The organism is Sinomicrobium endophyticum (assembly GCF_052983315.1).
This window is the reverse complement of record NZ_JBRKIS010000052.1, coordinates 16,071-30,498: the sequence shown is the minus strand read 5'-3', so window position 1 is coordinate 30,498 and position 14,428 is coordinate 16,071. Positions and strand designations below refer to the sequence as shown.

Annotated in this window: 13 protein-coding genes; 11 read left to right on the top strand and 2 right to left on the bottom strand. The window is 45.0% G+C overall.

Annotated elements, in window-relative coordinates; all coding sequences use genetic code 11:
- Positions 1–28 precede the first annotated feature (28 nt).
- The 11 genes from ACVBDU_RS20210 (at position 29) to ACVBDU_RS20160 (ending at position 7,893) form a co-directional block, all read left to right on the top strand.
- Positions 29–493, top strand: a complete 465-nt coding sequence (locus ACVBDU_RS20210) for an Lrp/AsnC family transcriptional regulator (RefSeq protein ID WP_447181504.1) — start codon at positions 29–31, stop codon at positions 491–493.
- 145 nt (positions 494–638) lie between these two features.
- Entirely contained in the window at positions 639–1,196 is a 558-nt protein-coding gene (locus ACVBDU_RS20205; protein ID WP_447181503.1) for a TetR/AcrR family transcriptional regulator, read from the top strand.
- A 98-nt stretch (positions 1,197–1,294) separates the two neighbouring features.
- Entirely contained in the window at positions 1,295–2,050 is a 756-nt protein-coding gene (locus ACVBDU_RS20200) for an SDR family oxidoreductase (protein WP_447181502.1), read from the top strand.
- A 114-nt stretch (positions 2,051–2,164) separates the two neighbouring features.
- Positions 2,165–2,530: a DoxX family protein gene (locus ACVBDU_RS20195; RefSeq protein WP_447181501.1), complete on the top strand. Its 366-nt coding sequence runs from the start codon at positions 2,165–2,167 to the stop codon at positions 2,528–2,530.
- 75 nt (positions 2,531–2,605) lie between these two features.
- Complete coding sequence (locus ACVBDU_RS20190) at positions 2,606–2,929, top strand: nuclear transport factor 2-like protein (protein WP_447181500.1); 324 nt, start codon at positions 2,606–2,608, stop codon at positions 2,927–2,929.
- 3 nt (positions 2,930–2,932) lie between these two features.
- Positions 2,933–3,466, top strand: coding sequence for a class I SAM-dependent methyltransferase (locus ACVBDU_RS20185; protein WP_447181499.1), 534 nt, complete (start codon positions 2,933–2,935; stop codon positions 3,464–3,466).
- A gap of 5 nt (positions 3,467–3,471) precedes the next feature.
- Complete coding sequence (locus ACVBDU_RS20180) at positions 3,472–4,149, top strand: potassium channel family protein (protein WP_447181498.1); 678 nt, start codon at positions 3,472–3,474, stop codon at positions 4,147–4,149.
- A 15-nt stretch (positions 4,150–4,164) separates the two neighbouring features.
- A complete protein-coding gene (locus tag ACVBDU_RS20175) occupies positions 4,165–5,169 on the top strand; it encodes a bestrophin family protein (protein WP_447181497.1) in 1,005 nt (334 codons plus the stop codon).
- Between the two features lie 12 nt (positions 5,170–5,181).
- Entirely contained in the window at positions 5,182–5,811 is a 630-nt protein-coding gene (locus tag ACVBDU_RS20170; RefSeq protein ID WP_447181496.1) for a carbonic anhydrase, read from the top strand.
- Between the two features lie 334 nt (positions 5,812–6,145).
- Positions 6,146–7,060 (top strand): metallophosphoesterase family protein, encoded by a 915-nt coding sequence (locus ACVBDU_RS20165; protein WP_447181495.1) that lies wholly within the window; start codon positions 6,146–6,148, stop codon positions 7,058–7,060.
- A gap of 26 nt (positions 7,061–7,086) precedes the next feature.
- Positions 7,087–7,893: an endonuclease/exonuclease/phosphatase family protein gene (locus ACVBDU_RS20160; RefSeq protein WP_447181494.1), complete on the top strand. Its 807-nt coding sequence runs from the start codon at positions 7,087–7,089 to the stop codon at positions 7,891–7,893.
- A 112-nt stretch (positions 7,894–8,005) separates the two neighbouring features.
- On the opposite strand, the gene ACVBDU_RS20155 is transcribed toward ACVBDU_RS20160, so the two are convergent.
- Entirely contained in the window at positions 8,006–9,463 is a 1,458-nt protein-coding gene (locus ACVBDU_RS20155) for a glutamate synthase subunit beta (RefSeq protein WP_447181493.1), read from the bottom strand.
- 52 nt (positions 9,464–9,515) lie between these two features.
- The gene (gene gltB / locus ACVBDU_RS20150) at positions 9,516–14,048 is read right to left on the bottom strand and encodes a glutamate synthase large subunit (protein WP_447181492.1); all 4,533 of its coding nucleotides are present in this window, start codon (positions 14,046–14,048) and stop codon (positions 9,516–9,518) included.
- Positions 14,049–14,428: the final 380 nt, after the last annotated feature.

Sequence of the window (14,428 nt, the reverse complement as noted above, 5' to 3'; positions counted from 1 at the left end):
TTCATATTCAGAATAAAATTACTAGAACATGAAACTGGACGATAAAGACTTAAAGATTCTATCTCTTTTACAGGAAGATGCCAACATAAGTAATAAAGAACTTGCGGCAGCAACGGGACTTACGGTAACCCCGGTATACGAAAGGATCAAAAAGCTGAATTTCCTGTCGTTACTCAAAAAAAAAGTCTTTATACTCGATAGAAAGAAATTAGGACTTAATGTTATGGCCCTGGTATTTGTGAATATAGAAAAGCATTCCGAAGAAGGGGCGCTCACGTTTATGAACGGAGTAAAAAAATTTCCCGAGGTCGTGGAATGTCTTCATATTACGGGAGCATACGATTTTTTATTAAAAGTATATGCCAAGGATATCGATCATTTTCACGAATTCAATTTTAAAAAACTTGCTTCTATTAAAAATGTACGGCATATGGAAAGCCATTTTGTGATGAATGAAGTCATCAATACAACAAGTTTTCCTCTTTTTATCTGAAATATCAAAATCTCTCAGACGTCCGTTAGCGCCATTTATAGTGCCCCCTAATGGATTACATATCGAACTCGTTATGGCTTTTTTCGGTTAGTCAAAAATGAATACTTTTGTCTTCCCCCGGAATCTACTCCCAAACCCCTTCACAATGGAAAAAAGAGAAAAAATACTCGACGCCGCTCTCGGCCTTATCATTAACCAGGGCCTACAGCACACCCCCATGTCTCAAATAGCGGACAAGGCAGAAGTTGGCATGGGAAGCGTTTATAAGCGTTTTAGAAACAAGGAAGATATTGTCAATAGTATCTATGTAAAAATCAAAACGGAAGAAGCGGCGATGATCTTCGTTAATTACGATGAAAACAATGAGGTTGAGAAAACCTTCCGGGATATATACGGCCGTATGATCGACTATTTTCTTCAAAATCCTTTAAAGTTTAATTTTATCAGCCAGTATGCTTTTTCGCCCGTCATTGAAAAAGAGACACAGAAAAAGGCCATGTCCCGGTTTTATCCCTTTGACGAAATGTATGCCCGGGGCCTGGAGCAGGGATTTTTTAAAGATCTTCAGGCGGTGCATCTTACTTATTTTGTCTTCGGTTCGGTTTGCTATTGGCTGAAATGCGCTTCCGAATTACAAATCCCTGTGGATAACAAGCTGAAAGAGCAGTTTTTACAAATGGCCTGGGACTCCATTAAGAGGTAGGGGAAACCCTCGTTAACTTTTTTTTAACAAATACTGAACGAATATTCAGTCTGATCCTTATAATTTTGGTCATATGTCTAATTTAAAATACGATAACAATGGCTAAAATTTCGCTAAAGGATAAAGTAACCGTAGTTGCCGGTGGTGCCAAAAACCTCGGTGGACTCATAAGTACCTCGTTTGCCAAAGAGGGATCGGACATACTCATCCACTACAACAGTGACTCCAGCCGACAGGCTGCGGAAGAGACAAAAAAGGAAGTGGAAGCATTGGGACGCAAAGCTGTACTTTTCCAGGCAGACCTGACCAAACCGGATAATGTAGCAGAACTCTTTCGCGTTGCCAAAAATGAATTCGGGCGTGTGGACGTTGCAGTAAATACCGTAGGCATGGTATTGCGGAAACCCATTGCGGAGACGACGGAAGAAGAATACGACTCTATGTTCGGCATCAACTCCAAAGCCGCTTACTTTTTTATCAAGGAAGCCGGGAAAAACCTGGAAAAAGACGGGAAAATTATCACCATAGTTACTTCTTTGCTCGCTGCTTTTACAGACGGATATTCCACCTATGCAGGCGGTAAAGCTCCTGTAGAGCACTTTACCCGGGCTGCCGCTAAAGAATTCGGCACAAAAGGTATTTCCGTTACTGCCATAGGCCCCGGCCCTATGGATACGCCCTTCTTTTACGGACAGGAAACACCGGAACGGGTGGAGTTTCATAAATCTCAGGCCATGAACAGCTTTCTTACGGTCATCGAAGACATTGTTCCCATAGTAAAATTCCTGGCCACGGATGGCTGGTGGATTACCGGGCAAACCATTTTTGCCAACGGGGGATATACCACACGATAATCCTACTCCTAAAAACAAGGTGGACATTCGCTTCACCTTGTTTCTTTACCCGGGTCTTCGGGTAGGTCCGTACTTATAAGAATACAACAAAATTACCGTCTAAAAATCAAATCTATGGTTACCACAGCAAAAATCATTAATTCCGTTCTGATTGCCATAGCGGTATTCATGGGACTTAAACAGGGATGGGCCATGTTGTCTGTATCCCCGAAAATGACCGAAATGTTCGGTAAGTGGAACTTTTCCCCGACAGGACTGAAAATGCTTGGGATAATAACCATATGCAGCGCCCTGATGATTTTATTCTCCAAAACCTTTGTATACGGCAATGTCCTGATGGCATCCACCATACTTCTGATTATTGGTTTTCACCTCAGGGACGGGGATTTTAAAGGGGTCGTAATTGAGCTTCCGTTTTTTCTTTTGAACCTTGTTATTATATACCTCAAATATCCTCTGCCTTTTAAAAATATGCCTTAAGAATACAGATCGTTCTTATCCGGGCAGACCAGACCATCGACCCGAATTAACACAAATCATTAACGTATATGAACTATGGACACCAGTAAACTTACCAATGAAATCGTTAAGAATGCTCTTGAGGCACTACAGAAAGGAGATAAAGAAACCTGGGCATCCCTGTTTACTACCGATGCCGAATTCTATGACGACGGCAACCCGAGGGACCTAAGCGTTTTTAACCGCAATGCCATAGGCCACGAACGCTTTACCTCCATTGACAAGGTAGAAAACGAAGGCAGGGATATATACGGACAGTTCCATTCCGACCAATGGGGTGATTTCAAGGTCTATTTCAAATTCCACATGGATAACGGAGGGAAAATCCATCGCCTGGATATCGGGCAGGCCGATTATTAAAATTTGACGTATTTTTACGATACCGTGAAAATTGAAGAGGCTATTACACTGATAAAACCGGCTGCATCAAAACTGGAGCAGTCCGGAAACTGGGCGGACCTGGGTTGCGGAACCGGGCTGTTTTCCAAAGCCCTGTCCTATTACCTGCCAAACGGCAGTACCGTTTTTGCCGTGGATAAAACCAAGTCTTTTCGTCCGGATACCGGGAAGGTAAGGTTTATACAGGCCGACTTTCTTAAAGACACTCTTCCCCTGGAGGAACTGGACGGCATACTGATGGCCAATTCCCTGCATTATGTCGAAGACAAGTCCGTTTTTCTAAGAAGTTTACGCACGTATCTGAAACCGGGCGCCAGGTTCATTATCATAGAATATGATAAAACCGTTCCGGTACCCGCGTGGGTTCCCTACCCGGTAAGTTTTGCCCGGCTGGGGCAACTATTCCGTTCCCTTAGCTACACTTCCGTAGAAAAGATCGGGGAAAAGGCCTCTCTTTACGGGAACGATATGCTCTATGCCGCCCTAATAGCACCTTGAAGTTTATGAAAAAAAACTATTGGAATATCCTCATAAAGAAAAAGTACGAGTTTTTACTCGCAGCCTTGTTGCTTCATCTGTATATCGGTGTTTTCTTTACCAATCTCGAATTTTACGCACATGTGGTATGGCCGTTGAACATGGTATTGCTCGGAATTTTCAGCATCGGTGTTTTTTCCTGTAAGAGCCGCACCCGGCTGGCCATCCGGAACATTCTTTTTGTCCTTGTCGTCGCTATCCCGGCAGCCTCGTCCTTCCTCGAACCCGATGCCTGGTTCATGCAGGTCGTGAGTGTAACTCATATTGCATTTTACATCATTATTTTTCTAGAAATATTACGCTACCTGGTTAAACCCGGAAACATAAACCTGGATATTGTTTCCGCTTCGGCATGTGGCTACCTGCTGCTTATTGAGATCGGCATCTTTACCATGCAGCTGGTCTACTATTCCGTCCCGGATTCATTTACCGGGATAGATACGGATAACTTCATTACCATTTACCTGGACCTGGTCTATTTCTGCAATATCACCCTGACCACCATAGGATACGGTGACATTAGCCCGACCAATCACTTTTCCAAACTGGCTACCGCTATGCTGGGGTTGGCCGGACAGTTTTACACCGTAGTTCTCATCGGTATTATGATAAGCAAATACACCTCCATACAAAACAGTAAATAACCAAATCCGAATACTATGCATACCGGAAGCCATTACCGACTCAAAGAATTTTTACTCTGGACACGTCACTCTATCCTGCTGTTATTTGTCATTGCCTTTATCCCTACCTTCCTCTACGAAGTTGTGGGGTGGAAATGGCTCGGAATCCCCTGGGTCCCCATAGCTCTTATAGGTACGGCAGCAGCCTTTATTGCCGGTTTCAGGAACAATGCCACCTACGACCGCATGTGGGAGGCCCGGAAAATATGGGGCGCCATTGTAAACAGCAGCCGCACCTGGGGAATTATGGTAAAAGATTACAGCAGAGTCAATGATCCCGAAACGGAAAAAGAGATACACCGGACCCTTATTTACAGACATATAGCCTGGTTAACCGCTTTGCGTTTTCAGCTTCGTGTCCCCAAGAACTGGGAAAATGTCCACACCAAAAAGTATAACCGGGAATACCGCAGGAGATATGCGGTCCCCGAATGGGAAACGGACCTTGCAGAAGAGCTAAAACCTTACCTCTCCGAAAACGACCGGCAATATATCCTGGGCAAAAAGAACCGGGCCACGCAACTCATCGCCCTGCAATCCCGTCATCTCAAGGAACTCAACCGGAACGGGCAACTGGATACATTGTGCCTTGTGGAAATGGAAAACGTACTTAACGACTTTTATGTGTTCCAGGGACAGGGTGAGCGCATTAAGAATTTCCCCTATCCCCGGCAATTTGCCAGCATCAATTTATTTTTCATACGTTTGCTGGTGTGGATGCTGCCTTTTGGTATGCTTAATGAATTTGATAAACTGGGTGAACATTGGGTATGGCTTACCATTCCCTTCAGTATTGTAGTGGGCTGGGTTTTCACCTCACTCGAACAGGTTGGGGAAAGTACGGAAAATCCTTTTGAAGGCAGCGCTAACGATATCCCCATGGCTGCACTGAGCCGCACTATTGAGATCGACCTCAGGGATATGCTGGATGAAACGGAATTGCCACCCGCCGCAGAAGCGGTCAACAACATACTAATGTAATACATAACACTAATGGAATTAGCTAAAGTTTTTGAAAACAACAAAAAGTGGATCGCAAAAAAACTGGAAACAGACAGCGATTATTTCGAAAATCTTTCCAAAGGACAAAGCCCGGAAATCCTTTATATCGGGTGTTCCGACAGCAGGGTTACGGCAGAAGATCTTATGGGGGCCCAACCGGGCGAGGTATTTGTGCACCGCAATATTGCCAACATGGTCATCAGTACTGACCTCAATGTAATGTCTGTGATCAATTATGCGGTAAACCATTTAAAAGTGAATCATGTGGTTGTATGCGGACATTACTTCTGCGGAGGTGTAAAGGCTGCCATGCAATCCGAAGACCTCGGTATACTCAATCCATGGCTGCGCAACATAAGAGATGTCTTCCGCTTACATAAGACAGAGCTTAACGCCATTGCCGACGAGACCGAAAGGTATAACCGTCTTGTAGAGTTAAACGTACAGGAGCAGTGTATCAACCTTATCAAAACCGCAGCAGTCCAGAAAGCGTATAAAGAAAGAGGGCTTAAAGTGCACGGTTGGGTCTTTGATATCCAAAGCGGAAAACTCATAGACCTTAAGATCGATTTTGACAATCTTCTGAAAGATATTATGGAAATATACAACCTGGAGAAATAAACCTGATAATAACATCGGGAAGGGGAAACCCAAACCTTCACAACCCTTCCTGATGTTATTTTCTTTAAAATATCCATAACATACCGGTTCCAAACCTATTTAAACCGGATGGTTGTATTCCGTTCTAAAATATAATTTTGTTATATCCTAAAATTTACTATATTCGCTATAATTTATGTGCACGAACACATAATTGTGTTATGAAAATTGGCAGGGAATAAACTCCCTTTTCGGATAAAGATATGTGTGTTGAGTTGAGATCAGGCGTGGGAATATTTTGTACATTCCCGCCCTGATCTTTTAAATTTTCACCTGTTACCGGACACTTTAAAATATGAAACGAAGAAACTTTATAGAAATTGTATCCGCAGGTACTGCCGGTATCTCTTCCCTTTTCGCCACACCATTGCTTGCAGCCCCCGAAGCGAAAATCACTACGAGAAAGGAAAAGCCGGTGCTGAAGATAGCCCATATTACCGATGTCCATATCCGACCGGAAGAAGACGCTCCGCAACGCTTCAGGCAGTGCTTACAGGAAGTCCGTAAGCTTGGTGTAGATTTTTTTCTCAATGGCGGGGATTCCATTTATGCCGCCGATTACGATCATATTTCCCGCAAAAGGGTAAACGAACAATGGGATATCTGGAAAGCTTGTATAGCGGAAATCGAAGGAGAGCGTATATACAGTTGTATTGGCAATCACGATATATGGTGGGCTGCCCCGGATAAGAAGGATGTTATGTACGGCAAGGATTACGTAGTAAAATGCCTGAACATTCCAGGCCGGTTCTACAGTTTTTCAGAAAAAGGATGGCATTTTATTATACTGGACGGAAATAACGCTCCTGTATCCCTGGATGAAGAACAATTCCAATGGCTGGAAAAAGAACTGGAGCAACTGAAGGAAAACACGCCTGTCCTCCTTATGTCGCACTACCCTATCCTGGGCGTAACCCCTTATTGGGAAGGCGGCATGCATGCTGATTATGCCGAACTCAAAGCCCTGTTTTACAAACACAGGGACAAGGTGAAAATATGTCTCAGCGGACACCAGCACCTGCTGGACAGTGTTACCTATAACGGAGTTTCCTATTTCTGCAACGGTGCCATGAGCGGGTTCTGGTGGGAAAAAGGAGATAAAAGCTCCGCGGCACAAGGTTATTGCCAGGAAACTCCCCCGGGATACGCTATTCTGGAGCTCTATGCCGACGGAACATTTACCAATACTTATATTCCGCACAGTTATTAACGCACGATACCGTAATCCGAATGCCCATGAAATATATCAGAAACATTTTTTTATGTATGGCCCTTGTAGCCATATTCTCCTGTAAAGACGACCACAAAGCGGTGGAATTTACCTTAATGACCTATAATATTTACCACGGAGAGAACTATTACAAACGGGGAGAAAGCAACATCACAGGTATTGCCTCCGTGATCCGGGAAACCCGCCCTGATTTTGTCGCGTTACAGGAAGTAGACAGCATGACCATACGTACTGCCGGGTTCAATGACGGGGAGAAAAAAGACCTTGTCAAAGAACTGGAAACCCTTACCGGAATGCACGGAACCTTTGGCAAAGCCATTGATTACAGCGAAGGTGGTTATGGCGAAGGGTTGCTCACGGCAAAACCGGCAGAAACGGGGGTTATCCATTTACCAACACCCAAAGGAGGGGAAGGAAGAGCCCTTATATATGCTACGTATACCTATAACGAAGGAAAGAAAATCACTTTTGCCGCTACCCATCTCTGCCATGAATATGAAGAAAACAGGGTAGCACAGGCTCAGGCCATCAACAATTTCCTTTTGAAACTGGACCATCCCGTGGTCCTTGCCGGAGACCTTAATTTCAGGGAAAATTCCGCTGCTTATGAGGTTCTGAAACCAAACTGGACCGATTCGGCCAAAGCGTTCGGATCGCCTGAGTTTACTATACCGGCGGACGCTCCCCGGTCGCGGATAGATTACATATGGCTGAGCAAAAACAGCAACTGGAAAATCTCGTCTGTCGACGTTCGCAAAACAGACTATTCGGACCACATGCCTGTTGTTGTAAAAGTCTCCTTACAGCAATAAATCACTTATCATTAAACACAAAAGAGCCGGACACAAAATCCGGCTCTTTCCACTTACACTAACACAAATAAAATAGAGGAAAAATAGTTCTCTATCTAAATCTTCTCCTTGATTATGCGGCAGGGAGATCCCCTTTTTCCTTAACCGGAAGGGAGGATGTTCCCATGAGGAATTTATCTACATGATGTGCTGCTTCCCTGCCTTCGGATATGGCCCATACAATCAACGACTGTCCTCTTCGCATATCGCCGGCAACAAAGACGTTCGGCACATTGGTCTGGTAATTTTCACCTTTAATATTGGTCCGGGCATCCAGTTTGAGTCCCAGTTGTTGTCCGAGCGTTTTTTCCGGTCCGGTAAACCCGAGTGCCAGCAAGGCCAGGTCGCAGGGCCATTCTTTTTCGGTGCCTTCCACTTCTTTGAGCTGCGGACGTCCGCCGGGAACTTTAACCCATTCCACCTCTACGGTTTTCAGGGCTTTTAAATTACCCTTATCATCTTTTATGAATTCCTTTGTCGCAATACTCCAATTCCTGTCGCAACCTTCTTCATGGGATGAAGTGTTTTTCAGGGTAAACGGCCAGAAAGGCCACGGGTTTTCAGCAGATCTTTCCTCAGATGGCATAGGCAGGATCTCAAAATTGGTCACCGATTCTGCTCCGTGACGATTTGAAGTACCTACACAGTCCGACCCGGTGTCTCCACCACCGATCACAATAACATGTTTTCCTTTAGCGTGAAGGTCTTTGACCGGTTCTTCCTCTCCGTCTACCACTTCGTTATTTCTCTTGAGGAATTCCATAGCCTGTACCACTCCTTCGGCATCCGCCCCGGGAATAGGTAGTCCTCTCCTGTCGGTAGCACCACCACATAGTACTATGGCATCATATCCCTTCAGTTCTTCCACATCGTAATTAACCCCCACATGAACCCCGGTCTTAAATTCGATACCTTCTTCTTCGAGTATAGTCAGCCTGCGGTCTATGATGTGTTTTTCCAGTTTAAAATCCGGGATACCGTAGCGAAGCAGTCCCCCGGCTTTTTTATCTCTTTCAAAAACAGTAACGGTATGTCCTGCCCGGTTCAGTTGCTGCGCGGCGGCAAGTCCTGCCGGTCCGGAACCAATCACCGCTACCTTTTTACCGGTACGTTCTTTTGGCGGCTCGGCTTTTATCCAGCCTTCCTTGAATCCACGTTCTACAATATATTTTTCAATGAGTTCTATAGCAACAGGAGGATTAATGATCCCGAGAACACAAGCGGATTCGCATGGCGCCGGGCATAACCTGCCCGTAAATTCGGGGAAGTTATTTGTTGCGTGAAGTATGTTCAACGCCTTGACCCAGTTATTCTGATATACCGCATCGTTAAAATCGGGGATCAGGTTTCCGAGCGGGCAACCGCTGTGGCAAAAGGGTATTCCGCAGTCCATGCATCTCCCCCCTTGCTCGTTCAGTTCACTTTCGGTAAGATCTACGGTAAACTCTTCGTAATTCTGAACCCGCTTTTTAACTTCTATATAGTCTTCAACTTTTCTGTCATATTCCAAAAAGCCTCTTAGTTTTCCCATGGTCGTTGTCTTTTTATTGCCCTTACTTATTTATTCCGGTAGACAGCTGTTATCAGCTATTTACATTTGCCATTAATTCCTCACTGTCCAGTGCTTTTTCCCTGGCCAGTCTTTCCAGCGCTTTTTTGTATTCTACAGGCATTACCTTGATGAATTTGTTTTTCTGCGCCTTCCAGTTATCCAGGAGTCGTTTTGCCAACGGACTTTCGGTATAGAGATAATGGTTTTCCACCAGTTGTCTTACCTCATTCATATCTTCGGACGAAGGTTCTTCCAGTTCCACCATTTCCAGGTTGAAATTGTGTTCGTCTATTTCGTTGGAACCGTTGTAGATATAAGCCGTACCACCACTCATTCCGGCAGCAAAGTTCCTTCCGGTCTTTCCGAGTATGACGGCTATACCCCCGGTCATATATTCACAACCGTGATCACCGATACCTTCCACTACGGCTTTTGCCCCGGAATTCCGAACACAAAAACGCTCACCTGCTATTCCGTTGATATACGCCTCTCCGGTAATCGCTCCGTACAATGCCACGTTACCTATAATGATATTTTCTTCTGGTTTAAAGGTGGCTTTTTCGGGTACTCTTACTACCAGTTTACCCCCGGAAAGGCCTTTCCCAAAATAATCGTTGGTATTACCATTCACCACCATAGTAAGTCCGTGTGTGGCGAACGCTCCGAAACTCTGCCCGGCAGACCCGGTAAATTTCAGGGTAAGCGTATCTTCGGGAAGGCCGTGGGCCCCGTGAATTTTGGAAATCTCATTACTGAGAATCGCCCCGGTAGTACGATTGGTATTGTTGATAATGAAACACTGCTCCATTTTTTCTTTCCTGTACACTGCCGGGTGAGCCTTGCTCAGTATATCGAAATCCAGGACATTTTCCAGTTCGTGGTCTTGTTTCTTCGTATTATACAGGTCTACATGATCTCCCACCTGGGGTTTGTAGAGTATTTTAGAAAAATCTATTCCCTGTGCCTTGTAATGATCTACTGCCCGGTTCATGTCCAGCTTCTCACTTTTCCCTACCATTTCGTTAATGGTACGGAAACCGAGATCCGCCATGATCTGACGCAATTCCTGGGCTACGAAATACATGAAATTGATAACGTGCTCCGGGGTTCCCTTAAAGTTTTTACGCAGTTCCGGATCCTGGGTGGCTATACCTACCGGACAGGTGTTCAGGTGGCATGCACGCATCATAATACATCCGGAAGCTACCAGGGGCGCGGTGGCAAAACCGAATTCTTCGGCCCCGAGCAAACAGGCAATAGCGACATCGCGACCGGTTTTCAACTGTCCGTCACACTCCAGCACTATCCTGTTCCTGAGATCATTGAGAACCAGTGTTTGCTGTGCTTCGGCAATTCCGAGTTCCCAGGGAAGTCCCGCATGCCGGAGGGAGGTCAAAGGTGATGCCCCGGTACCTCCGTCATACCCGGAAACCAGGATAACATCCGCTTTGGCCTTGGCTACACCGGCAGCTATAGTACCTACCCCCACTTCAGATACCAGTTTTACATTGACCCTGGCTTCGCGATTGGCATTTTTGAGATCGTAAATAAGCTGGGCCAGGTCTTCGATAGAATAGATATCGTGGTGCGGGGGCGGAGAGATCAACCCTACATACGGGGTAGAATTCCTTACTTTGGCTACCCACGGGTATACTTTAGGGCCGGGAAGCTGTCCTCCTTCCCCGGGTTTTGCCCCCTGGGCCATTTTTATCTGTATTTCCTTAGCATTGGTCAGGTAATTGATAGATACACCAAATCTTCCGGATGCCACCTGTTTGATAGCGCTGTTCTTCCACGTTCCGTCCATATCCTTATGGAACCTAAGGGGATCTTCTCCTCCTTCTCCCGAGTTACTTTTCCCCCCGATACGGTTCATCGCGATAGCGAGGTTTTCATGGGCTTCCTGGCTGATAGAACCAAAAGACATGGCCCCGGTCTTAAAACGTTTTACGATTTCGGTCCAGGGTTCCACTTCTTCCAGCGGAACGGGATTGAGATTCCGGAACTTAAACATACCGCGAAGTGTCATCAACCGCTCGCTCTGCTCATTGATAATATCGGAATACTCTTTGAAACTCTCGTATTTGTTGCTGCGCACTGCTTGCTGCAGTTTGGCTACGGAAGCAGGGTTGAACATATGCCGCTCCCCGTTTCTTCGCCAACGGTAATCCCCTCCTATATCCAGGTTGAGATCGGCAGATATCTTCTCTTTTTCAAAAGCCGTATCATAGCGCTTGCGGATTTCTTTCTCTATTTCGTAAAGTCCTATACCTTCTACCCGCGTGGCGGTATTGCAGAAGTATTTGTCCACAAGTTTTTTATTGAGGCCCAAAGCTTCGAATATCTGGGACCCCCTGTAGGAATGCAATGTAGATATTCCTATTTTGTTCATGATCTTTACGATCCCTTTTCCGATGGCCTTATTAAAATTCTTAATCGCTTTTTCCGCACTCTCCGCAACAATATCTTCGTTGGCTACTAGTTCCGCGATAATTTCGTTTACCAGATACGGATTGATAGCACTTGCCCCGTAACCGAACAGCATGGCAAAATGATGCGGTTCTCTCGGTTCCGCGGATTCTACGATGATACCAACGGAAGACCGTTTCCTGAGTTTTTTCAGGGAATGGTGTACAAAAGAACACGCCAGTATCGCGGGGATGGGAGCATATCCTTTTTCCACATTCCGGTCGGATAGTATAATAACATTCGACCCTTCGTCTATTGCTGCGGATATCTCGGAAATCATTGTGTCCAACCTGGATTCGAGTCCGTTCAATCCCTTTTCTACTTCATAAAGTACGGAGATGGACCTGGCCTTGAAATCCGGATGTTCCATATATTTGATCTTATCCAGGTCCTCGTTGGAAATTACGGGATTCTGAATACGGAGTTTTTTCGCCTGTTCCGGAATAACATCAAATATATTTCGGTCTCCTCCTATGGAAAGGCTTATATCTGTTACAATCTCCTCCCGTATACCATCCAATGGCGGATTGGTTACCTGGGCAAAAAGTTGTTTAAAGTAGTTGTACAGCAACTGTGGTTTTTCCGAAAGTACGGCAAGAGGCGTATCAAATCCCATGGAGCCGATAGCTTCCTTAGCTTCGGTGGCCATCGGGGTGATAATGGTCTTTATATCTTCCAGGGTATAGCCGAAAAGTTTTTGCCTGGTGTGGATGCCCTCTTTTTCCACAGGTGTTTTATTTCCCGTATAAGGAATACTGGCCAATGGAAGAAGATTTTCATCCAGCCATTTGCGGTAAGGCCTTTGGGAAGTGATGTCTTTTTTTACTTCTTCATCCCCTATAATACGGCCTTCGTTCATATCAACAAGGAACATCCGGCCAGGTTCCAGACGACCGTGGTATTCCACATTCTCCGGTTTTATATCAATAACCCCGGTTTCGGATGACATTATTACATATCCGTCCTTGGTCACCGTATACCTGGAAGGGCGCAACCCGTTCCTGTCCAGCAGGGCCCCGATATAATTCCCGTCGGTAAACGGAATAGAGGCCGGGCCGTCCCAGGGCTCCATGATACAGGCGTTGTATTCGTAAAATGCTTTTTTGGTATCGTCCATAGACTGGTGCTTTTCCCAGGCTTCCGGCACCATCATCATCATGGCTTCGGGTAAGGACCTCCCGGTTTGCAGCAATAATTCCAATACCATGTCCATAGAAGCCGAGTCGGACTTACCTTCCAACACTATCGGGGGGATATCTTTCAGGTCTTCTCCGAAGATCTCGCTTTTGAACAGTTCTTCACGGGCCTTCATCCTGCTCAGGTTCCCTTTGAGGGTATTGATTTCCCCGTTATGGCACATATACCGGAAAGGTTGTGCGAGATCCCAGGTGGGGAACGTATTGGTAGAGAACCGTTGGTGAACCAAAGCGAGTTTGGTTACCACATCGGGTTCGTTAAGATCTTTGTAGTATCTGTTGATATCCTGGGGCATCAACAGACCTTTGTAAATTATAGTTGTAGTAGACAGGCTGGTAAAATAAAAATAGTCCGCTTCTGAAAAACCGGACTGAAGCACCTGGTGTTCCGCAATCTTACGGGCAGCGTACAGTTTGGCATTAAATTCACTTTCGGAAAGGTCTTTTCCGTTTTTACCGACAAATACCTGCATGATGGTTGGCTCGGACTCTGCCGCTATTGCCCCGATACAATCGTGATCTACCGGAACTTTTCTCCAGCCTATGATATGCAGTCCCTGTTTGGTTATATTCTCTTCAAATATCCTGGTACATACTTTAACCTGGTTCGCGGATTTGGGCAAAAAAAGCATTCCTACGGCATACTCCTTGTACTCCGGGAGTTCAAAGCTACATGCTTTTTTAAAAAAATCATGGGGTATCTCGATCAATATACCTGCACCATCTCCCGTTTTGCCGTCCGAACTAACAGCTCCTCTATGTTCCAAACGGATCAGGATATCCAGGGCCTTATGAATAATATCATTGGTCCTTTTTCCTTTCAGGTTACAAATAAAACCTGCTCCGCAATTGTCATGTTCAAACTCCGGGGAATAAAGTCCTTGCTGCTTAAGTTTCATATCTCTAAGTGATTGGTGTTAAAAAATCCTCAACGAAATTAACACATATGCATAAAATTACGCATACGATTTTAGAATTGACACAAATTAATTCGTGTTTCTTAAAATATCATTGATGATAATCTAAAAACATTACTCAGAACAGAGGAAATTACAGATATCTTATTTTGAAAGCTTTTTTCAAAGGAACCCCCTCAAAACACAACTGAATACCACTATAAATAACAAAAAACACAACACGCCCCCTACGCGAAACAATATTTAAGTAGTATTAATACAAAAAACAAAAGAACACCCCCTTTAAAAAAAGGGTATAAAAAAAACAAAAGGGAGAAAAGCGCTGAATTTACAGCATGCTTTTCTCCATCCGGATTACTATC

What these genes read in the sequence shown, in the direction of transcription:
- ACVBDU_RS20210 (WP_447181504.1), top strand. Translation starts at nt 29, where the DNA reads ATGAAACTGGACGATAAAGACTTAAAGATTCTATCTCTTTTACAGGAA.
- ACVBDU_RS20155 (WP_447181493.1), bottom strand. Translation starts at nt 9,463, where the DNA reads ATGGGAAAACTAAGAGGCTTTTTGGAATATGACAGAAAAGTTGAAGAC.
- ACVBDU_RS20170 (WP_447181496.1), top strand. Translation starts at nt 5,182, where the DNA reads ATGGAATTAGCTAAAGTTTTTGAAAACAACAAAAAGTGGATCGCAAAA.
- ACVBDU_RS20180 (WP_447181498.1), top strand. Translation starts at nt 3,472, where the DNA reads ATGAAAAAAAACTATTGGAATATCCTCATAAAGAAAAAGTACGAGTTT.
- ACVBDU_RS20190 (WP_447181500.1), top strand. Translation starts at nt 2,606, where the DNA reads ATGGACACCAGTAAACTTACCAATGAAATCGTTAAGAATGCTCTTGAG.
- ACVBDU_RS20200 (WP_447181502.1), top strand. Translation starts at nt 1,295, where the DNA reads ATGGCTAAAATTTCGCTAAAGGATAAAGTAACCGTAGTTGCCGGTGGT.
- ACVBDU_RS20160 (WP_447181494.1), top strand. Translation starts at nt 7,087, where the DNA reads ATGAAATATATCAGAAACATTTTTTTATGTATGGCCCTTGTAGCCATA.
- ACVBDU_RS20165 (WP_447181495.1), top strand. Translation starts at nt 6,146, where the DNA reads ATGAAACGAAGAAACTTTATAGAAATTGTATCCGCAGGTACTGCCGGT.
- ACVBDU_RS20175 (WP_447181497.1), top strand. Translation starts at nt 4,165, where the DNA reads ATGCATACCGGAAGCCATTACCGACTCAAAGAATTTTTACTCTGGACA.
- ACVBDU_RS20205 (WP_447181503.1), top strand. Translation starts at nt 639, where the DNA reads ATGGAAAAAAGAGAAAAAATACTCGACGCCGCTCTCGGCCTTATCATT.
- ACVBDU_RS20195 (WP_447181501.1), top strand. Translation starts at nt 2,165, where the DNA reads ATGGTTACCACAGCAAAAATCATTAATTCCGTTCTGATTGCCATAGCG.
- gltB (WP_447181492.1), bottom strand. Translation starts at nt 14,048, where the DNA reads ATGAAACTTAAGCAGCAAGGACTTTATTCCCCGGAGTTTGAACATGAC.